Source organism: Paenibacillus sp. FSL H3-0329, assembly GCF_037963285.1.
In the GTDB taxonomy this organism is placed as follows: domain Bacteria; phylum Bacillota; class Bacilli; order Paenibacillales; family Paenibacillaceae; genus Paenibacillus_AQ; species Paenibacillus_AQ odorifer.
This window is the reverse complement of the sequence record NZ_CP150150.1, coordinates 3450253-3471783: the sequence shown is the minus strand read 5'-3', so window position 1 is coordinate 3471783 and position 21531 is coordinate 3450253. Positions and strand designations below refer to the sequence as shown.

The window sequence follows — 21531 nt, the reverse complement described above, 5'->3', positions numbered from 1 at the left end:
GTTCTTTATTGACACCGGTTAAGATAATCGGAATACTTGAACATCTCCAGCTTCCACAAGCACAGTCAGTTTTGTAGTTGTGGGTTTCAATAGATTCATTGGTTGAATTTCAGCGCTGCCGTCATCAAACCACGGTTCAACTGAAGTATAAATGATACCCAGCGTAACGTCAGCCTTAACCGCCATATCCCCTTCATTATGAACATAAAGAAATGCCCCTCGGTCCTGCTCACCTTCCCACTCGGAGAGATCCGCGCGGACACCGCCGCTTGCTTGTACATACGGCTGCAGCTTTAGTTCCTTCTGTAATAGATCCCGCACCAGCTGAAGCGTTCCGGGATGTCCATCCTGCCAGTAGGCAGCCGCAAGCAAGGTACCGAACCATACGGCACGCCCGTTGCCATAAGCGGCGGTAGTCAACACAGGCATGCGGTCCTCGGCAAATTCAGCCAGTACCTTCACATGGCTTTCCAGCTCGATATCCGATTTGTAATAGGATCCGTGCGCCGTATCGTCTGCTGCCGATTCCTCCGCCTTGCTGTGCTCCATAACATTCCGCAACGGAATCGCTGTCCGTGATTCGAACGCAACCTGATGATAGCTGTGATCCAGGTTCTCAGCGGAATGAATCCAAGTCTCACGGACCCCGAACACCTGGTCAAATCCATAACCGGGCACCGTATAGCTGTGGCAGCCATTCTCTGCCTGAAGTGCACCGAACGAGCATTCCGAAATCAAGATCCCGCCCTTTTCCACCCACTGGCGTAGGATGTCACACAGTTTGCGGTTCAAATATAGAGGATAAGGCATCCACAAGCAGTGGTATTGCTCCAGTGTCTTCTCGTTAACATCCGTCTCATGCAGAAATTCAACTTTATAATTGAGCTCATGCAGTAGTTTATGGGCGCCTTGTAAGGAATCGTTGTAGGTGTCCAGATGATCATGTGCCGCAAAGTTAGCAACCTGGTTCTGCGGACTGAACAGAATGGCAATCCCGTCTCCGCGCCGTTTTGCATGCATCAGCTCTTGCTTATTGTTTTGCACCAGCTTATTTAGATGAGCCATATCCTTGTACCATGGGGTTGGACTTCCGTCCAAATATACACTGCCCCATGCAGGGGCCTCCTGTCCCAATATCTCTGGTCTGTACTGCCAGAACAAATATCCCGTGATGCCACGAGCGAGCGGGGTCAGAATATGCCGTTTCATTTCCCGCAGGTCCGGCTGACGCGGCTTCATTGCAGTATTGCCTGGCAAAGCATGAATCTCCGAATTGATAATGGGTTTACCTTTGGCGGCAGAGATCAGTAGATCAGCAGACCAGGCCGAGGACCCAAGGCTATTGCCTGTCAAGTCACAGGGCTCAGCCAGCTTGAAGTCGTCCGAACCCGCTGTAATCATATTAAAGATAGGGGCGGGCACAGTGTGGGCCATAACAGGATGCAAAAGATCCAGTGACTTCACTATATCTACCCGGCTCCGCAGCTCATCCGTTAAAGTACCGGACATGAACAGGCGCCAGTCCACCAGATCATTAAATACGCCTTGTCCACGCGGTGCCTCTACTTCCTCCCAGCTCCCGTAAGTCCGCTGCCATGATTCATTGAGAGCTTCCAAAGTAACATATTTATTTTTCAGCCATTCTTGGAACACCCACAGCGATTGCTCGCAATAACACACCTGGTTGTCAAAAGACAACTTGCGCTTGATTCCTGTGGTTAGTTCAGGCTCATTCCATAAATCCCAGACCCAGAGCGCCGGATGATCCTTAAAAGTCTTCACCGTCTCCGCCAGAAACTTTGCCTTTTCTTCGGCGGCAGCTGGATGATGATAACAGGGCCCCGGCGCTCCGCCGATCTGGCGGCAGTTAATCGCCCTTGGTTCCAGAATGGAACCGTCCGCTGTAACCATTTTGGAATCAGGATATTTTTTATAGAACCAGGCCGGCGCCACGTCGAAAATTACATTCAAAATGACCTTCAAACCATTCCTCTGCGCAATATCCATTAGCTCCTGAATATCATCGAAATGATAGGTCCCTTCTTTGGACACACTCGCGCGCCATTGTACCCAATATTTCACACAATTGAAGCCCTGTCCGGCAATATTGCTTAGGTCTTGTTCCCATTGATCACGGAAGGGGGTCGGGGAACGGTAATATTGAAACCCAAATGGAATAAATGAATCTTGCATCTAGTGTACTCCTCCTACAACGTTCAATTTCGATCTCTCTATGTTTATAAAAGCGCTTACTGCTCTTTTACGCTTAAAGTCTATCACAGTGGATTTTGCAAAAGTTAGGATGGAATCCTATGAAACGGTTTGCGAAGCTGTTGAAATGTTTGATCCTTACGCTACGTGGCAGTCACTGCGCAGAGTCACCGGGGAATATACTGCGAAATCGTTTGCGATCCTGACAACCTCAGAAATTATACCTCCTCTTTAAGAGGTTTCATGTTTATAATGGCTGTAAGACATATTAGAAACTACTTCGAGGTGAAGCCAATGTTGAAAGCGCTTGTAGTGGATGACGAATATCTGGTCCGCATGGGCATCACCCAGACCATAGACTGGGCAGAATACAACGTCGAGATCATAGGAGAAGCCAGCAATGGCGAGGAAGGATTGGAGCTTGCCCTAGTGCACCGTCCAGATGTGATCATTACCGATATTCGTATGCCGTATATGAACGGTCTTGAGCTCATCGAAAAAATACGGGAACAGGACATGCTCGTAGGGATTGTCGTGCTCAGCGGTTATGACGAATTTCAATATGCGCAGGCTGCTTTGCGTTATGGCGCCTCCACCTATTTGCTAAAGCCCATTAATATAGAAGAACTTGCAAATACAGTTCGAAGCGTCGGGGATGAAATCCTTGGCAAAAAGCAACTCTCCAAGCGGTATTCACAGCTTAATGAGGAATTGGCCTCGATCTCCAAGCAGTTCTGGCAGGATTTGCTGCATGACCAACTGCATAACGAAGAGTTTATTTCAAATAAGATAAAATTACTGGAACTGCAATTGGAACCTGGAAAAGCTATCCTACCGCTGTCCATTACCTTTCCTCCTGATAACGGCCTTCAAGGAAATACTGTAGGCAAAGCGCTGGAGGATGCAGCGGCGACTATTCTGGAAGCGCATTCTTTTGAGCAACTGTGTCTATTCCGGGACAGCCATCTGGAGTGGGTTATGATCCTTCGGACCGGGGAACCAGAGCTGGCCGGAGATTCTGCACGAAAATTGGGCAAACAACTATCTGAATGGAGCCAACAGCACTTCGGCCAGGCCTTAAGCGTCGGCATAGGTAAACCTGCGGGAGAATGGAACGGGATCGTAGATTCATACCGGCAGGCTGTACTTGCTGCGCAGCGTGCCCTTTCTGGCATTGAACGTGTGCTGTATGCTGAAGAAGAGGCTGGGGCTCGGTGCCGGCGTGAAATCAGGGACGCACTCGCTTTTATCCGGGAGCACTATGCCGGAAACATTACCGTTGAGATGGTTGCTGCGGCGGTCTTCGTCAGTCCAACCCATTTGATGCATCTATTCCGTAAAGATCTGAACAAAACCTTTTACGAATGTCTGACGGAATACCGTATCGAGGAAGCCAAACGTATGCTGCGCAATCCGAAGTATCGGGTGTACGAGGTTGGCAATCAGGTCGGCTTCACCGACTCCAAATACTTTAGCCAGATCTTCAAAAAAATGACGGGCATCCCGCCGAGTGAATATGCAAAAACCTATGGGTAAGCGGAGACTAGCCAACCGGATGGATTCCTGGATGAGGCGGTTCAAGATCAAAAGCCGGATTGTTGTTGTTCTGTTAGCAGGACTGTCTCTGCATCTGGTGCTGATGCTCGTTATTTTCAATTTTTATTCCTATACCTACCTGCAAAAGGATCTGTACCGCCATGTCGTTCAGACTCAGCGCCAAATTGGGCTTAGCGTGGAGCTCATGGTCGATGACATTCAAATGTTGTTTCTGCGGTTTCTGGTGAACAGTGATATCTACCAAATCATCAATAATGATTCCCTGCCGTCAGCTGATAAGGAATCGCGAATCGGAGCTATCATCGACGGTATGCTGGCCCAGAACGACCTGGTGGGTAACGTGATTATCAGCACCAACGATAATATGCTTTATTCTTACCAGTCTAAGGAGCAGATGCTGGAGGTGCCTGAAGCCCTGTTCATCAAACGCATTCAGGAGAGCAGCATGCCTGTTGTCGGTGAGATCAAACGGGATGGAGAAGGCAATGCGTATATTCCATTCGGCCAGCAGTTCCGCAATTTCAATACAGGGCAAAATATCGGGGTCGTGATCATTTATGTCAGGGAGGCTGCTTTGGCGGACCTGTATTCCTCCAGCTTCACTGGCATCGGCTACTCCTTCCTGACTTCCGACAATCGGATTATTTCTCACCCCGACAAACGGCTCTTGGGCAATTTTTTGGAGGAAAACGCCCCTCTTCGCCCAGGTAAAAAAGAAGGCTATCGTACCTGGTCAGATAACGGAAATTCCTACATCATTGCTACTTATCCTTTGAATCCCCGGTTGGAGACACTTGGGGTCAGCTGGGAATTCACCAGCGTGATTTCCAATCACAAACTGCTCTCGGGAATCGCCAAAGGCAATCAAAATGCGCTTCTGTTCGCCAGCGTTACCTTTATTGTGCTGCTGATTTTTTCCTTCTATCTGGCAGCCAAAATCACCCGTCCACTGCTGAACTTGAAGAAGAAGCTGAGCCTGTTTGGCAAAAAAGATCTGGCCGCTGTTTATGAACAGCGCGGTCAGGTTGATGAGATTTTTCAGCTTGAGAACAGCTACTATCAGATGGTGGAGCGGATCAGCCAATTAATGCTGGAGAAAGATGAGGAGAAAGAAAAGCAACGGAAAGCTGAGCTGACCGCACTTCAATCACAGATCAATCCCCATTTTCTCTACAACACACTGGATGCAATTGCCTGGATTGCCCGACTGAAGAAGCAGCCCGATATAGAACGACTGATTTCTTCATTAGCTACCTTTTTTCGAATCAGCCTGCATAAAGGCGACAAGTTCGTGACCGTGGACGAAGAAATCCGCTTGGTGCAGAGTTTTGTGACAGTTGAGCAAATGAGGTTTCCGGATAAGTTCGAGATTGAATACGAGATTGAGGAATCGCTGCGCAAGGTTCGCATTCTGAAGCTGATTCTTCAGCCTATTGCAGAGAATGCGATCAAACACGGCATCAGCGAGAAACGCGGGATGGGCCGAATCTGGATTAAAGGCGAATTAGTGGCAGATGAGATTCGCTTCACAGTGACTGATGACGGGGTGGGATTTTCCAACGGTGCGACGCTTAGCCAAGCCAAGGAAGATGTGTTGTTTCAGAGCGGGTATGGACTAAGAAATGTGGACGAACGAATTAAACTGGAATATGGTCCTCAATATGGTTTAAGTATCTCCAGCACACCGGGGCAAGGCACCACAGTTACGATCAACTTGAAGAAGGAACTGCCCAATTAGCGAATTTAGTTTATAAATGCGGACACAACAAAGAAATCGATCCTTTTTGAGTGGGTAGGCGGGACTTCTACTTTGCTTAAAAAGACGATTGAGTAGTGGAAAATTAAAGATACTTTCGAGAATTATAGGTGCTTTAGTTGTATTTAATACAGCTAAAGCACCCTTTTTTGCAGCGAGCAGAAGTTTAAGTGTATTTGGTACATCTATACGTTCCAATTCTGTTGGCAGCAACTAACTTTCCGAATAATAAGTGTACTGAATACAACTATATCTTACTTCATCCGTTTATTGCCCACGCTAGATGTATGAAATACACTTCGGTTAGCGATTTTCATGATTCAGACTCCATCTTATCTTAGTCTTTCATTGTTGAATTAATCTTCAGGTACAACTGCTTCAGTGGATTAACTATACTGCCGCTAAGCACTGAGATCAGCAGCCAGAACACTATGAACACTACGATGTTCAGGGCGAGCATTAAATACTTAAACGTTCGCAGCTCTGCATTCATGCCATCTGCTGAGATATAGGTGACAATCCGCTCTGCCGATTCCGGTAGTGGATAGAGCAAAATCAGGCCGTCAGCCGTTTCCCGCTCCAGCAGATCTGCATCACCTCTGCCTGTACTATTTTGATCGATACCCTGTGTCACTGGCTCAGCCAAGGTAGCTTTTTCCGAAGTAACTAGTGCTGCTTTGATCTCCTGCAGTCGCTCCTTCGGGACATCGGCAGCACTCAATAGCTTCCCGTTTCCGGTCAGTAGGTAAACTTCATTTTCCCCGTAGATTGTATTCTCGCCAGATAGGTAGAATCTGTAAAGCTTGTCAATCTCCACTTCGAGCGAGAGCAGACCGAGGACGTCTCCCATCGAACCCTTAATTTTCACTTCAAGCAACAGACGGTCGCGCAGATCCGAAGGTGCATTCATTAGATGCTCCCGGTTCAGCACCGTCCAGCGCAAAGCCTGCTCTCGGTTATTTAGAAATTGTTCCATCCCTGGTTTTTTTTTGATCTCTGCAAAGGGCAGCAACCCGGAAACATTGCTCGAGGAGTAAGTTCCCCCTGCTTCTCCCCAAATGTAAATGCCGAGAATGTCACTACTGGAAGAACGTATGCCCTCAAGTATCGGAGAGATTGCCCCGTCATATGTTGGTTTTTTCAGCGCATTCTGCACCACCTGGTTGTTGGATATAAGCTTCGAGGTCTCCTCCAGCCAGTTCATGAACAGAAGTGTGTTCTTATGCTGCTGGCCAGTGTACTGAACGGATAGCTGCCGCAGCATGTCAAGGCTTCTATGCTCCATAGTACGGTACAGAATGAAGCTCGAAGCGACAATATAGACAGTAATGAACAACACCAGGACTAGGCGGATATTGCGGCCGAACGATCTGAACATATGACTTCCCCATCCCCCTCCGGTGTATGAATCATGAAAACAAAATCAACTGAAATCAGACTAACAGCTAAGGTGACTAATGTCGATCTCCTTGTAAAAGGAACCCTCATCTGTCTCATGCACTTCATGATTAGGCAGAATTATTGTAATTGCCGATCCGGTTTGCCAGGAAGCTTTCATGTGGAAGATCTCCTGTCCTGTTACTGAACGGATCTCCCATTTGATGTTTATTGGGCCGATACTTGTATTTACGGTTCCGCTGGCCTGCCGCAGTTCTCCATAGTGGGGCTTTATAGTTATTCCCTCTATTCCTTGTTGGACACCCAATATCCCTCTGGTGAACTCAGTGATCGGCAGTGCGCTCCATGCGTGGCAGTCACTTCTGGTGCCGGTTGAATCTATTTCTGGAAGTGTAGTGAGATTAAGCTCCAACTGCTTCAACCACCGTGTCCATAGTCCGAACGAGCGGTCATACATTCCGCATTTCTCTAGCGCGCGGAATAGATAGTAGCTCATCGGCAACGAAAGCTTAGCCAGTGATGTGTCTGTTAACGTTGACTCCAGCAGTGCCGCCCCTTCTACAACATCCACTGTGCCCGCCAAAACCGCCCAGACCTGCGTGTGCTGGCTATGCTGCGTTCCCGCAGTTGCCTCCGGACTGTCGCGGAACAGCAGACTGTTCGTTAGCCGGCAGCAATCCATTACCGCAGCGTTGACCGCCGCTTTGCGTTGACGCAGTTCACCAGCAATCTGTGTCCAACCGCTGGCTGCAAGCAATTCAGCCGCTTGCTCCAGCGCGGCCGCATACATCAGGCTCAGTACGGTTGCGGGTGCATCATCCGTACAATCCGGTGCGCCGAGCGGCCATTCCTCCACCCAATCGAAGTAATTCCAATATTGGCGGGGCGTTCTGTCCACCAGACCCTCCGGAGTCAGATGTTGATCGAACCAGTCCAGCACAGATAACAGCGCTAACCGGTACTGATTCACCAAGGCCATATCCCCGAAGGATCTGTAGTGGTCATGAATCATTCCGATCCAATATAGGGAGAAGGAAGGAATGACCTGCGGCAGCACAGAGGGATAGCGACTTTGCAGCATCCCGTTTGGTAGCTGAGAGGCCTTATAATCTTCCATAGCTCTCCGCGCTAACCGGTCGTCCCCTGATAATAGGTACGTAAACTCCATCATCAGTTTGGTATCCATGGTATACTGCAGCTGTTCATAATACGGAGTATCCTCGTAGGTCTCATGCATGCAGCGCTGAAGTGTTCGTACACTGAGCTCCCATAGTTGGTTATATTGTTCATCGGAGCAGTGAAAGTTTCCTTCCGGCTGCAGTGGATATCCGGTCTCCCTATAGCTAAAGCTGGAAATCGTTAGAGGCTCGACACCAGCCTGCACTTCCAGCCGTACATAGCGGAAAGTACGGAACCAGAACGGTTCGTAGATTTCCATCCGCGCAGAGATGCCGTAACCTGCCGGGTGATAGCTATCGTAGCCCCCTCTTAATACATGTTCCTTCGTATTATCGCGGACAGCTTTGCGGCGAATCTAATCATCCCCCGTTTCTTCTTCATAACACTCAGCGCATAGTAGGGTAATCCGGCTACCTTTGCCTCCAAGAAGTCTAAGCTGCAAATACCCTGTGGTTAGCTCGCCAGCATCCAACTCCAACCAAAAATGTTGCCCTGCTTCTATTGTTATTCCAGCGGAAGGCAGTACTGCGTTGGGTGAAGCGCCGCCATCTCCATTTCGCAGCTCCAGACTATGCCCTTCCTCAAAAAAGGCTTGCCCTACCCCGCTACTGCTGCGCATTAGCTTCAGAAAAAATTGCTCCCGCTCATACAACAGCGGAATCGGACGCCGGGCCAGCTGCCAAGGGGTTAATTGGCCATATTCATCCCGCACCGGTTGCACAATTCCGGTAGCAAGCCAGGCACTGTCATCATATTCGGGCAGTGTCCAATCCAGCAGCGCTGCGTCACCCTCCACTTCTTCCAGTCCACCCATCCAGCGTATGATCGGAAACTGCTGGAGCTTATAGCTGCGATCCTTAATACTTTTCCATGAGCTATCCGTATTTAGCTCCTGTACTAGCTGCCCGCCTTATGTAACTGCCGCTTCCACAAGCAGACCGCCTTTTTGCGAGCGCCAGACGGACAAAGGTCCGTCTTCACCCAGTTCAAAGGGCGTAGTCCCTGCATAATGAACGACCATAACAGCAAGCACATTTAAACCTGGTTGTAGAACATTGTCCAGACTGAATTCTTCATAATACTGTATATGACCATGTCCTTTACAAGGACCGGCCCATAAACGCTGCCCATTGACGAACAGCCTGTAGCGGCTGTCTGCGGTAATGGCCAAATCCAGGGTGCAGGTCTTTCCGATACCAGCTGGCAGTTCGAACACTCTGCGAAAGTACGCACGCTCGTGCTGCTGTTCCCTATCCGCTGATCCTTGCTCCTCCTGCGGCCAGATCCAGCGTGCTCCCCAGTCTCCCCATTCTTTTGCTGCCATGTTATGCATATCTCCTTTATCTCATTTAAGTAGTTAAGGCAATCTACGCAGAAACGGCATCGCCGCCCTTCAGAAGGACGACGTCGCCGTTGGTCTGCGTTTTATTTAACCTTATCGAGATAATCACGTTGGAATTCTTCGGCAGCCCTATCCAAGATCTGTTGCGGATCTGCGTTCTTGTCCGTCAGTACGGTTTGCAGTACGATATCCAGCTTTTGGTACAATTCCTGTGCGTTGACTGGTTCTTCCGCCCGCATGCCTTTGCTGCCATTGTCCATATAATCACGGAACAAATCCAGATTGACGTTGTTGTATTTGTCGAGAATCTTTTGTTCTTCTCCAATCCGTTTCTCATCAGTCCAAATCCGCAACCCGTAAGGCCCTACGATCAGCCCTTGATCGCTCAGTGTCTTCTTCTCAATATCCCAACCGGTCAGTGCCTCTTCAGAGGACTCTGGTGTAAATCCGTAGGTTTTTAGCCATTTGAATCCGGCATCAATCTGCTCAGGTGTTACATTAGGCGAGAACATATATAGGCCGCCACCGAGCAGGGTTACAGGTTTCCCGATCGGTCCTACTGGAAGCGCGGACATTGCCACATTGTCCTTGGACATCTTAGTCTGTTGCTGGATGACCGGTGACCAGTCATTCGTGCCGAAGCTCATAGCGACCTGATCGGTTCCGAACAAGCGGAACATATCGTTCGTAACATCGACCAGATTGTTGTCGGGCAGTACATCATATTTCCATTTTAAGTCCTTCACATATTGCAGGGCCGCTGCTGCTTCCGGCGAATTGAACACCGCCTGCCATTTCCCGTCCACTTGTTTTTCAAATTCTGCTCCGTATGCCCAGGCAATGTTCATGAACATCCAACCGCCTTGACCACTTTTTGTAGGCAAGAACATTCCGGCTTTACCGGTCTTTTGTTTAATAATCTGCGCAGTTTCTGCTAGCTCTTCATATGTTTTAGGAAATTTAGGAATCCCCTTGTCGTCCAGCAGTCCAGCCTCCTTGAAAAGATTCATATTGTAGAGCATACCGATGACGTATCCGTCCTTCGGAATCCCATAATACTTGTCGTCCTTGGTAACCATTTTCAGCAGATCTGGATTGATCGCCTTGTCGTAGCCATATTTTTTCATCGTATCCGTTATGTCAGCCGCGTAATTTGCCTTGATGATTTTGCTTGTTTCTGTAAAAAAGGTTTCGTATACCGTCGGAAGCTGGCCGCTGGCCGCTTTTGGCAGGAATGAGCTGACATCATAACCCCATTCATCTTTGTCCACAATAATTTCCGGATAATTGGCTTTCATCTTCGCCATGACCTGCTCATACTGGGCGATTTTGGCTTCCTCATTCGGCTTTGGCCAGTTACTGACCTTGATCGTCACCTGTTGATTGCCCGCTGTCTCCGTCTTTCCTCCGGCATTCTTCTCATTGGAGCCGCCTCCACAGCCAGCCAGTCCGGCAGAAAAAAGCAGCGTAAGTGCCAGTGTAGCTGTCAGGTTCTTGGTGTGTCCTTTTTTCAATGTAATTCCCCCTAGTCTTATTGTTAAAGCATTCTTCGCAACATGTAAAGCGCTTTCTTTTTGAATCTGAAATCATCTTAACATGCACCTTCTGCAGCACCCTACGGGGCAAAACTGTGAAATGGTTTGTGATCGGGTGATGTTACCCTTTAATACTGCCGCCGAAGGATTGCCCGTTCATAATGTACTTTTGGAAAAAAATAAACAGGATAATCGGCGGCAGAATCGCAAAAGTCAACGCAATAAACTGTATGTCCTGCGGCAATGTCGCCTTCAGATTGTAAATAGCCACAATGACCGACCAGGTCGATTTATCCTTCAGCACCATAAAGGGCCAGAAGAAGTCCTGCCAGACACTGTTCATCGTAAGGATTGTAATTGTAGCCATAACTGGTCCGCTGAGCGGGAGAATGACTCGAATAAAAATACCGATTGTGCTCGCTCCGTCAATTTTGGCGGCTTCCAGCAGCGCTTGTGGGATGGTATCGAAAAAGTTTTTGAAGATCAGAATTACCACCGGATTCACAGCAGCCATAAACCACATCGGCCAGTAAGTATTGGTCAGGTTCAAGTGCAACAGCGGAAAATCAATCAGATTCTTAAACAGCGGCACCATGCCCACTGTATTCGGCACCATCATGGTCCACACGATCAGTGCAAACAGCAGGGCACTGCCCCGCGGCTTTAGCTTGGAGAAGAAATATCCGGCCAGTCCGTTAAAAGTAAGGCAGAACAGTACAGAACCTGCGGCCAGATAAGCCGTATTCAGATAATAACTGAGGAAGTTAAACTCCTGCCAGGTCTCCCATAGCTTGCCAACATTGAACGAGCGGGGGATCAGGGTGGGCGGGATTGCATAAAACTCTTTGATGTCCTTCAGACTTGAGACCATAATCCAGACCGGAGGCAAAATACAGACAGCGGCCAGCACAATCATCAGAATGAACATGCACCAATACAGCAGGCGCACCCAAGGTGATCTGTATTCTATATTGCCGATAATGCCATATGCTTCTTTAGTTTTCATAGCTTCTACTCCCTGTTCAATTTCTTATCCAGCCGGAAATAAATAATGGTAAGCACCATCAGGACTAGAAAAGTAATAACCCCGAGCGCCATTGAATGGCCTGCTTCAAAACTCCGGAACGCATAATAATAGCTTTGCAGCATCAAGGTCATTGAGGCATTGTTCGGTCCACCCTCAGTCATTACTAGGGGTTCATTGAAGATCTGGAATACACCGCTGATCTGCAAAATCATCATCAGTCCGATCATGCTAGAGATTTGCGGAATGGTGATACTTTTGAATCTCCGCCATACATTCGCACCGTCAATCGAGGCTGCTTCGTACAGATCATGATTAATACTCTGTAGACTTGCCAGATAAAGCAGCACTGTTCCCCCGAAATTTCGCCAGGTAATCGTGAAGATAATCAGCATTATCGTCATTTGCGGATCCTGAAGCCATTGCTGCACCGGAAATCCCATGGCACTCAGCATAATATTCAGCACGCCACCCTTTCCGGGCTCAAACAAAAACATCCATAACATCGAAGCGGCAATGCCGGGAACCATACTCGGAAAAAAGACCGAAAAGCGAAAAAATGACTTCCCATGTCTCAATTCATTAATCACGACAGCGACAATAATGGGTACGGCAAAACCGATCAGTAGTGACCAGAACACATACACAAAAGAGTTGGTCAATGTCTGTTGAAACGCCGAGTTCTGTATAACATCCTTGTAATTCTGCAGTCCGGCGAAGCTTACGGCATTATAACCCTCAGTATTGAAAAAAGAGAGCACAATGCCCTTCACGAGCGGCTGCCAGGAAAAAAAGAAAAAGGCAAACAGTGTGGGTACAATTAATATCCAGGATGACCAATCTTTGAATAAACGCCGTACAGGATAACCTTTCTTTTTCTCTGTCATTAAAGGATTTAGTTCACTGGTTTTTCCAATCATGCTCCTGTCCTTCCTTCCTCCCGGAATCAAGCTTTAATCCGGTCAGGCGTTGTATAGTTGTTATACCTAAATGATAGCGCTTCCTACTGAGCGCCGAAATCCGGTAACCCTGCGAAAGCGTTTGTAAAGCTACTTATTTGTTGGCAAAAAAAAGCAGTGCACGCACCGGAATGGCCGCACACCGCTTATGTTCATGTTATGGTGAATCGTTTAGGCCTCACTTAACCCTGCGCTGATGCAGAGGACGGCCGCTTCCGCCCGAAACGCTTCGCTCGCCGGATTGGGCTGCTCCTCCAAAATACGAAGCACCGACTGAGGCTCTACGCCGGGCTGTGGCACACGGGAGGGAGAAACTACGCTCCACTTCTGCTCACCCTTGAGCCTGTATGACAGCTCATAAAGATAAAAGCCCGCATGTTGTCCGTCAGTGAGCTGGCTTACGCCATCCTGCCACGAGCAGAGTTCAAGCGGATGTTGTTTGTCCGGCAATACACCGGACGCCAGTGTGATGCGCTCATTTCGAACTACCTGCTGCTTCTGTTCCCAAGCCTGCTGATCTAGGATTCCCAGATCCAGGCGGTATTCCATTCCCGGCTCTCCATAAAGAGTCCAAGCCACAGGGCTACCCACCGCTACGAACTTAGGTGCTTCCAGAAAAACGGGTTGATGAGTTGGGACAAAACGTTCGGTCTGCTCCCACTCTCCCGCAGCCGGACTGCGTCTGCGATAATGCACCGTGCCCGTGAATTCGAGCTCCTGTTCCTGTAGCAGAGCTATTAGACATAGAGTAGCTTGCTCGTAAAGATCCGTGCAGTTGTTATGGCCGAAGCGGTATCCGATCTCATGGCGAAGCGGTATCCCGCGACTCCGAACCAAAGCCGCGAAGGAAAAGCTGAAGCGGCTAAGGGTAAAGGCATCATGCGTGCCATGGTTAATCAGCAGCTTTGTGCCACTCGCTTTAAGACCCTCCAGAAAAAATTCGGATTCCAGTCCGGTCGTTTCCTTTAGACTTGCAGAGTCAATAGTTCCCGTCAGAGTCTGTAGCAGAGTCTCGATTCCCGTGCTGCCGTTCTGTGGATGCTGCCAATCTTTCTTCCAGATTTCCCGGTAACCGGTGTCTACTTCCGCCACATGCCAGATCAGTGGGCAAGCTCCTTCGGCAAACTCACGGGTGAGCCCGTTCAGAATCAACGGCGGTGCATAACACAGTGTGTAGCGCACCCGATAGGGTAAGCAAAGCGGATTGCCTCCAGCCAGCAGCGCAGTTAAGCCGCCGCGCGAACCACCTACAGCCACTACCTGCTCTGCATCACCGCCATAACTTTCTTGACCTCTGGTAATTGCCGCCCCAATGCCAGCATAGATGGAGCCTTGCAAGGAACGGCTGCCGATATATCCTCCTCCGTTCCACAGAATGCCGACAACGCCTTTGCCGGTGCTGGCCAGAGTCTTGCCGATGATTTCCAGAAATGAGGGACCTACCGTGCTGAAGGTATTCTCATTGGCATCATAATAACCATTGAACAACAGTGGATATCCCTTAACATTTGCCGCACTCCAGAAGGGCGGCAGAATATAGGAAGCAAGGCTATGCTGGTCATTCTCTATAACTAACAGACTGCCGCTGATGAGCTGAAATACAGGCGCATTGCTTAAAAGTGCAGCATTGTCTGTGGATGCATTGCGGAAAACCACCGGAAATCCGAAGGTCTTAAGGATGCGGTCGCTCAGGGAAACTGCAACTAGATCATCTACAGCATAGAGACTGTAGCGGTCACCGATATAATGCTCGAATTGCGGAGTTTTAAGATTCTTATTCCCCTCGTTGCCTCCGAACAGCTGATGATCTTCCGTATTGTATACATAAGGGCTATCTGGGTCGCTATTGTAGAGCCGCGCATGCTCGGAAACAACCTTTTCCCCGGCTTCGTCCATCCGCAATGTCCCTATGCCATCTGTTCCGCCATAACGGAAGCCTCCTTTTCCCTCAGCAACGCTATTATCCCAGTGAGACACTACAGGAAGCATATTGGTCAGCAAAGGACTGACTAATACAAATACCCCCTCCTCTTTCTCGGAGATCTCTTCTGCTGCTTCAGCTTCAACAATGTCTTCATGGAGGGTTGACCAATTCGCTTTCTGATAAGCTACTTCGCCGCCTCGCAAGCAAGCAAGCAGCAGTGGAGCGTTGTGCAGCCTTAAGTAATCAGCCACTGCTCTGCTAACAGGTATAGCGACAGGTGTAGATCCCTCGGCTTGAATAAACCGACTTAGCGGAACATATGCCTCCGGTACAAAACACAATGTTTTACTCACGATTTTTTTCTCCTCCAACCTGTATCATTCTGCTCTGTGCTGTTAGGAACGACATGAATCTAATTTCTGGCAAGCCATCTGTGATCCTATAATTTTCCCCAGACAGGAATCCTCCTGAGAGTTTAGGAGTGCAAGTAACCGTTACTGTTTTGGTCTCACCCGGAAAGAGGGTATGGAACTGCTCATCCGCTTCCATCCAGTAGCGGTCTCCCCTTTCCTCTGCATGTACATGCAGCAAAACTTCACTACCGGTATTTCGGACTGTAAAACGGGCCTGCTGGCTCTTCTCCTGAGCACCCGTCGGCTGCCATAAACTCTCCTGACGCACCTCAAGATTGCCTCCTATAAGTGCAAGCGCGGGAGCATATGGATGCTTTTTATTGGTAGAGAATACATATAAATTCTGCTGTGGTGCTTCATCGCCGTCCTGGTAGGACAATCTGACGAAATATAAAGCATCGTCATGCTCTGGCACGTTGAAATTCAGCACCCCAGCGCCGACAGCCTGATCTTTGTTTCCCTCTGCCTCAAATGATTGCTGATAGATGCACCGTCCGACTGCATCGAAGACTTCCGCGTCGACTTCTACCCTGTGTCCATTTCCTCCATGCACGTATACATCTCCCTGAAATCCGGTGCTTGGTGTAAGCAGTAGACTGCGGTAGTCCAGCGAAACATGTAGCGGACGGAAGGCAGATTTCACCCAATGGTAGGCCATCTTCGTTTCACCGTAATAATCGACAAGGTTAGTGCAGGACACATTCGGCCACGGCTCGTTGAATTGCCAGACAATGCTGCCGCTGTTTCGGAACTTACGGCGGCGGTTAGCCTCCAGCACGAACCGGATTCCTTCCGCCTGTATCCACTGGCTGCAGGCAGAGAACTGCTCCAAATCTGTCATGCTGCCGAACATTTCTTCTTCACGGCTCAGCGTATCCCACCACTCCCCGTGATGTCTCCATATCGCGTTGTTCTCCATAGAAACCGGTCGCCGGTTGGTCTCACTCAGAAATTTCTCCAGACTTTTGAGAGAACTCAGACCGTCCACCCCAAATTCGCTGTGCAGCAGATTATCGTTGCTGCCATATAACTCGTAGTGATAAGGGTTTCCCATATACTTCCAGTAACCGTGCACATCATGCCCCTGACCTTTTGCATCCGTAATATATTCTACCGGGCCGGAAGCTGAGGTCGGTAGGAAGAGTCGCTGCGGATCATACTGTTCTACCAGTTCTTTCAACATCGCCAGATTGGAATCGCTGCTGTCGGAAGGCTTATTTGGCTCACTCATTAATTCATTGCCGCCGCTCCATACCGTTAGCGATACATGATTGCGTTTGTCACAGAGCGCTGTGCAGGCAGTCTTGTGAAGCAGCTCCAAAAACTCCGGCTGCTTCGAAGGGATATTGTCAATACCTGAACTGGACTGAATGAACTCCTGCCAGACCATAATGCCGTTTACATCACATAAGTCGTAAAAAGCCTTTTTCTAAATGATTCCACCGCCCCATACCCGAACGAGATTAATATGAGCTGCTTTCATCAGACGAATCATCAGTTGATATTGTTCAACCGTTACATTCCCGTAGAGATGGTCCAGAGGGGTCATATTTACCCCTTTCATATAGATCTTGCTTCCGTTAATCACCACTGTATATGGTAGGGCGTTGTCTGGACTGTCTACATTGTGGATATAATCGAGCTTGCGAATGCCCGTTTGAAAGCTCTGGGTATCCAATTCCGTTCCAGCTTCATCCAGTAGCTTTAGTTCAAGATTGTACAGTGGCTGCTTTCCATAACCGTTTGGGTACCATAGCTCAGGTTCGGGTATTTCCAGCTCCGCGTTCAGAAGCTCTCCAGCTCGAACTGGTCGCGATTGAACCAGCAGCAGATTCCCCTCCGGATCAGTACAGGTGATGCTCGCTGTCAGTGTCCCATCATCTTCAGAGCCAGCCATTCGCTTGATTCCTGCTTGAATGGTGATTCGACCAGACGAGATCTGATTTCTATCGTTCTCGCCAAACTCCGCATCTGTAGTGATCGACACATCATCCCAAGAGCACTGTTGATGTACCCTCAATACCACATCATCCCAGATTCCGACATTGACCAACCGGGTAGAGAAATCCCATTTATAATTAAAACGGCTCTTCTGCGTGAAGGTAGCCGAGGTTTTGCCGATTTGCCCCATTTCATCTGGCGCCTGCTTCAACAGCACTGAAATTTCAAGGCTTTCCCGCCCGGAGAGCAGGTCTGTAACATCAAATACAGCCGGCTCGAACATACCTTTATGTTCACCCAGCAGTAAATGATCAGCGTATACCGAGGCTTCATAGTCCAGTCCCTGAAAGACCAGTTCAACTCTGGCTGCTCTCAGCTCAGGCTGCTTCAAGGTCGTACGGTAAACCCACCAGCGGTTCTCCACCCATTCACAACTCAGGCTATTTAACTCTTGATAAGGGTTGGTAATCCAGCCCTGTCTGAAGAGATCATAGTGAACTCCACCCGGCACAGTGGCAGGCATCCAGTCCGTAACCCCCATCAATTCCTGTCCCAGCTCCATACTGGTGCCCTTTAGCGGAACCCAGGGCCAATACCCTTTGACTTCCCACTTCAAATCGTTCAATAGAATTTCATTCATGTCTTCTCCCGTTCCCCCAAACCCTGCTAAATTTGGCGCTGTTCCTGACGATGAGCGGCTCTGGCGCCATTCGTTAATGCGCTTACAACTTTAGGTGTGCAGCTTCATTACCAATGATAGCACCGGGTTAATGTTTTCAAAGGTCTCCAACCCTGTGAAATCGTTTGTAAAACTGCTCAGTTGCTGATAAACACAAACAACCCCTCTAGGCTGGAGTGAGGGTTATCAGCAATCATCTATAGAGGTGACTTTTTAAGGCTTGTTTTGTTTCGGAGCCTCTGACTCCCGTGCTTTACCAATACGTGTAATACGTCGAACGCGAAAAAAGGAGTTCCCTTCAGCCGCGAAAGGCTGCTTGGTGAACCCCTTTACTTTTTGTTCGATAGAAGTTTTAAGAACTATTGCAACAATGTAGCACCATCTATCGGACATAGATGACGCTAAAAGCAGTATTATTGTACTTTTGGTGGGCTAACGGTCCCCATAGTCACTATTTGCATAAAATACACCACATATGAACCTCTTTATAAGCAATAGCGTCACTGGAGTCCGAAATGTTGTTCACAAGGCTGAAAATCAGAAAATAGTGTCATCTGAGTCCGAAACCCTCAGAGGCTCAGATAACGATGACACTGTTGAAGCTGGCGGCTACCAATAAACTAAAAGCAGCAAAAAACTAAGAGCAGCGAATCTCTCTTCATTAAGAGAATCGCTGCTCTTCAGTTTTTTACGATGCGACAGTCTGTTTTACTCAAGTGGAGAACGTAGTTTTCACTGTAGCCCCATTGGACTATTCATCCATATGAAATTTGACAGGTAACCTTAGCAATCGCCTGCCTCTGCCTATTGGATCAGCTCAAGAAGTTCTGCAACATTCGCCTTGTACTGTGGCTTGAAATCATCTGATTTCATATAACCCGCAAGACTGAATAAGAACTGTCTGCCTTCCGGCGTATCGCTAACCTTATCAGCATCCAATGCGCATATCAGCAGGTTGCCTGCTCCTACACTGCATTCCACTAGGAAACTCAGCTTATGATTGCGTTCAAAATTATCGATAGTCTGCACAACGGGATTCCAATCGCGGTCAGCTGCATCCATGATGAGCGATTTCGAATTCTCAACAATACTCCACCAGGGATAGGTAGAATATTCCTCGCTCGGGAACTCACGAAGCACCGGGTGCTTGTTATCAATCAACAGCCCCATAGTACCAATGGGTACTGGCCGGTTCATGCTCTCTGAGATCGAGCGGAACATTGGATAACACCAGAAATCTGTGCAGTAATAACCTTCAACGGCATTTTGGAGAGATTCCGGTTTCGGCATAAGCAGCACATTCTCACCTTGCTCCAGCAATGCAAGCGCATCATCAGACAGCTTGTCGAAGACATGGACACCTTCCAGCATGTTGCCACTCTTCACTGGATAAATCCACAGGTTGTAACTCTTACGGATATCTGTTCCCTGTATGGAGAGGGACAATACGATAGTACTCATACGGTCAACTTCTGGTAGTTTTATTGCCAGATCGCAGATATCGATATAATTCGTTCCTGCAGGTACGTCCACCTCGGTTGAACCTGCGGCGAGAATACCATTATCCGCGGTAAGCTCCCAATGCAATTCAAATGCACTCGGCATACCACTGCGGAAACAGCTCAGTTCAACATGGGCATCGAACGATTCACCAGAGACATAGTTATACTTAGGGAATCTTGCCAACAGAACGGCATCATTACAAAAAGTTCGCCAGTCCTCAGGACTTATCACTCCTTTGGAATCCATAAAGGCGTCGAGGACACCCACCAGCGCCGTTCCCTGGCCACTGAAATCCTGCAAATCAAGCAGTTGGAAGCCCGCAAGCCGCCGGGAGCGGAATGCCGCCTCAAGTTCCTCTTTGTAGCAAGCTACTGCCAGTTGCCCCGAGGATTCAAAATATTTGGCGGCCAAATGACCCAACCCTTTACTTTCCAGTCGTTCACGGAAAATTTTGAAATTCTCAGCTTTGAGCGGACCGTTGTATTTATCGATTTCCTCATAATTAGGATAGGTAGCATACTGTCCGATCTCATGCGAGATTACCGGAATGTGCGGTATCCATTCTGCGGAAGCGTCTCCAGCCTTCACCGTCTTGGCTTCCGTACCATACTGGATCTGAATCTCTCCGCCAGCGGCAGCTTCCATCCCCTCTCCGTTGAAGAAATCCTGAGGGACGATCTGATCGTCATAGTCTTTCATCGTGCCTGGCAGATCGATCTGGACATGACCTAATGGAGCATCACACATCGCATAGGAACCTCTGAACAGCCGATCTCTGGAGAAGCGCACGCCGCTGAAGAAATCGTCATGTTCCAGAATTTCTGGCACCCATTGGTGGTTATTGGACCCCTGTGTATAGAGAATCCGGTTATCAAATGCTTTATAGTCCTTTAGGAAAGAATCAATCTTGGCTTTGCTGCCCCATAGCTCGTTGCCAAGCGACATCATCACGAAGGAGGGGTGATTGCCAAAAGCCTGAAGTATGGCATAGCCTTCGCTGATCAGATAGTCCTGCTCCGCCTGATTATGGCCCTCGTCGGTTTCTTCTGTGATTGTTCCCCAGAATGGAAGCTCTGGTTGCATGTAGATACCGAGCATATCCGCTGCGGTGAAAGCAGCTTCCGGCGGACAGCAGGTATGAAAGCGATAATGATTGATGCCGTAAGACTTGGAGATGCCCAGGATTCTTACCCATTCCTCGACGTCAGTCGGGGCATAACCGGTTAGCGGGAAGATCAGGCCGTCATGTTTGCCGCGGAGGAAGGTTTTTTCTCCGTTGATTGTAAACTTATCGCCCTCTGCCCGGAATTCCTTCAATCCAAAAACGAGCTCCTGTCGGTCCGTTATATATCCATCGCTGTCTTTCAAAACAAGGTTTATGTTATAAAGATTGGGAGCGCCTTCACTCCAGAGCAGCGCGTCTTGACCAAGCTCATAGTTGACGGAAAAACTACCCGGTGAGACTGGGTACTCCCTCTCGTCCACAGCATGTGTATTGTCGCTGTTGAAGCTCTGAGCAGACACTGTAAGTATAGATTCGTTCCTGCTGTCCAAGGTTGCCGTGATTCGGACTGAGCGTGCTGAGAGATCCGGATCGAGCCGGATGCCGCTGAGCCGTGACTCACCATAGAACTGAAGCTCCATACGTCCGGTAATCCCATTCCAGTTGGTCTGGGTATCCTGCGACGTTAAATGTCCACCTTTGGTTGGGTAACCCGTATTGTCCACACGGATGGTGAGCGTATGATTCCCAGGTTGAAGCTGCGGCAACTCGTATATATGTGGGGTGTTCAGACTGTTACGGCTGCCTATTTCCTGATTGTCCAGCCATAGAGTCGTCAGCCTCGTGCGTTCCAAATATAGGAAGCAGACTTTGCCGGCTAGTTCTTCCGGAATGACGACCTCTTTTGAAAACCAGACTTGCCCTTCAAACAAATACTCATCCGTTAATGCGCTTACTAAAACATCATCGTTCTTCGAACCTTTGCGTGCGTAGGACGTTGTTCCCGGCAGTGTGATAACATCTGTAAAAGGCAATGCCAGTCCTTGATTTCCCTCATCCAATTGCAACTTCCATTCGCCTTCCAGGCTGATCTTTGTCTGCAAAATA

13 protein-coding genes and 1 pseudogene are annotated in these 21531 nt (G+C 48.7%); 2 read left to right on the top strand and 12 right to left on the bottom strand.

What is annotated here, in order from left to right; all coding sequences use genetic code 11:
- Positions 1 to 18 precede the first annotated feature (18 nt).
- Positions 19 to 2193, bottom strand: coding sequence for an alpha-amylase family protein (locus NSQ66_RS15300; protein ID WP_076141235.1), 2175 nt, complete (start codon positions 2191 to 2193; stop codon positions 19 to 21).
- Between the two features lie 270 nt (positions 2194 to 2463).
- Here NSQ66_RS15300 and NSQ66_RS15295 point away from each other — a divergent pair, with 270 nt between their 5' ends.
- The gene (locus NSQ66_RS15295) at positions 2464 to 3747 is read left to right on the top strand and encodes a response regulator (RefSeq protein WP_036677246.1); all 1284 of its coding nucleotides are present in this window, start codon (positions 2464 to 2466) and stop codon (positions 3745 to 3747) included.
- Positions 3740 to 5506, top strand: coding sequence for a sensor histidine kinase (locus NSQ66_RS15290; protein WP_170914192.1), 1767 nt, complete (start codon positions 3740 to 3742; stop codon positions 5504 to 5506). The genes NSQ66_RS15295 and NSQ66_RS15290 overlap by 8 nt, the downstream gene beginning before the upstream one ends.
- A gap of 355 nt (positions 5507 to 5861) precedes the next feature.
- Here NSQ66_RS15290 and NSQ66_RS15285 read toward each other — a convergent pair whose 3' ends face one another.
- The 11 genes and pseudogenes from NSQ66_RS15285 to NSQ66_RS15235 form a co-directional block, all read right to left on the bottom strand.
- Positions 5862 to 6902, bottom strand: a complete 1041-nt coding sequence (locus NSQ66_RS15285; protein ID WP_076141234.1) for a hypothetical protein — start codon at positions 6900 to 6902, stop codon at positions 5862 to 5864.
- Positions 6903 to 6962: 60 nt separating this feature from the next.
- Positions 6963 to 8360, bottom strand: a complete 1398-nt coding sequence (locus tag NSQ66_RS15280) for a family 78 glycoside hydrolase catalytic domain (RefSeq protein ID WP_051490962.1) — start codon at positions 8358 to 8360, stop codon at positions 6963 to 6965.
- A gap of 96 nt (positions 8361 to 8456) precedes the next feature.
- Positions 8457 to 8915, bottom strand: a complete 459-nt coding sequence (locus NSQ66_RS15275; protein ID WP_076141233.1) for a hypothetical protein — start codon at positions 8913 to 8915, stop codon at positions 8457 to 8459.
- A 96-nt stretch (positions 8916 to 9011) separates the two neighbouring features.
- Complete coding sequence (locus NSQ66_RS15270) at positions 9012 to 9425, bottom strand: hypothetical protein (protein WP_076141232.1); 414 nt, start codon at positions 9423 to 9425, stop codon at positions 9012 to 9014.
- A gap of 101 nt (positions 9426 to 9526) precedes the next feature.
- The gene (locus tag NSQ66_RS15265; RefSeq protein WP_081383668.1) at positions 9527 to 10957 is read right to left on the bottom strand and encodes an extracellular solute-binding protein; all 1431 of its coding nucleotides are present in this window, start codon (positions 10955 to 10957) and stop codon (positions 9527 to 9529) included.
- Between the two features lie 142 nt (positions 10958 to 11099).
- Positions 11100 to 11984 (bottom strand): carbohydrate ABC transporter permease, encoded by an 885-nt coding sequence (locus NSQ66_RS15260; protein ID WP_051490964.1) that lies wholly within the window; start codon positions 11982 to 11984, stop codon positions 11100 to 11102.
- 5 nt (positions 11985 to 11989) lie between these two features.
- Positions 11990 to 12922 carry a sugar ABC transporter permease gene (locus NSQ66_RS15255; protein ID WP_197740348.1) on the bottom strand — a complete coding sequence of 311 codons (933 nt, stop codon included), beginning with the start codon at positions 12920 to 12922 and terminating at the stop codon, positions 11990 to 11992.
- Between the two features lie 210 nt (positions 12923 to 13132).
- Complete coding sequence (locus NSQ66_RS15250; protein ID WP_076141231.1) at positions 13133 to 15238, bottom strand: hypothetical protein; 2106 nt, start codon at positions 15236 to 15238, stop codon at positions 13133 to 13135.
- Positions 15231 to 16709, bottom strand: a pseudogene (locus tag NSQ66_RS15245) (glycoside hydrolase family 2 TIM barrel-domain containing protein); the annotation flags it as partial. The pseudogene NSQ66_RS15245 and the gene NSQ66_RS15250, both read right to left, overlap by 8 nt.
- A gap of 18 nt (positions 16710 to 16727) precedes the next feature.
- Positions 16728 to 17879 (bottom strand): hypothetical protein, encoded by a 1152-nt coding sequence (locus tag NSQ66_RS15240; RefSeq protein WP_076141229.1) that lies wholly within the window; start codon positions 17877 to 17879, stop codon positions 16728 to 16730.
- Between the two features lie 843 nt (positions 17880 to 18722).
- Complete coding sequence (locus NSQ66_RS15235) at positions 18723 to 21527, bottom strand: glycoside hydrolase family 2 TIM barrel-domain containing protein (RefSeq protein ID WP_339279306.1); 2805 nt, start codon at positions 21525 to 21527, stop codon at positions 18723 to 18725.
- Positions 21528 to 21531 lie beyond the last annotated feature (4 nt).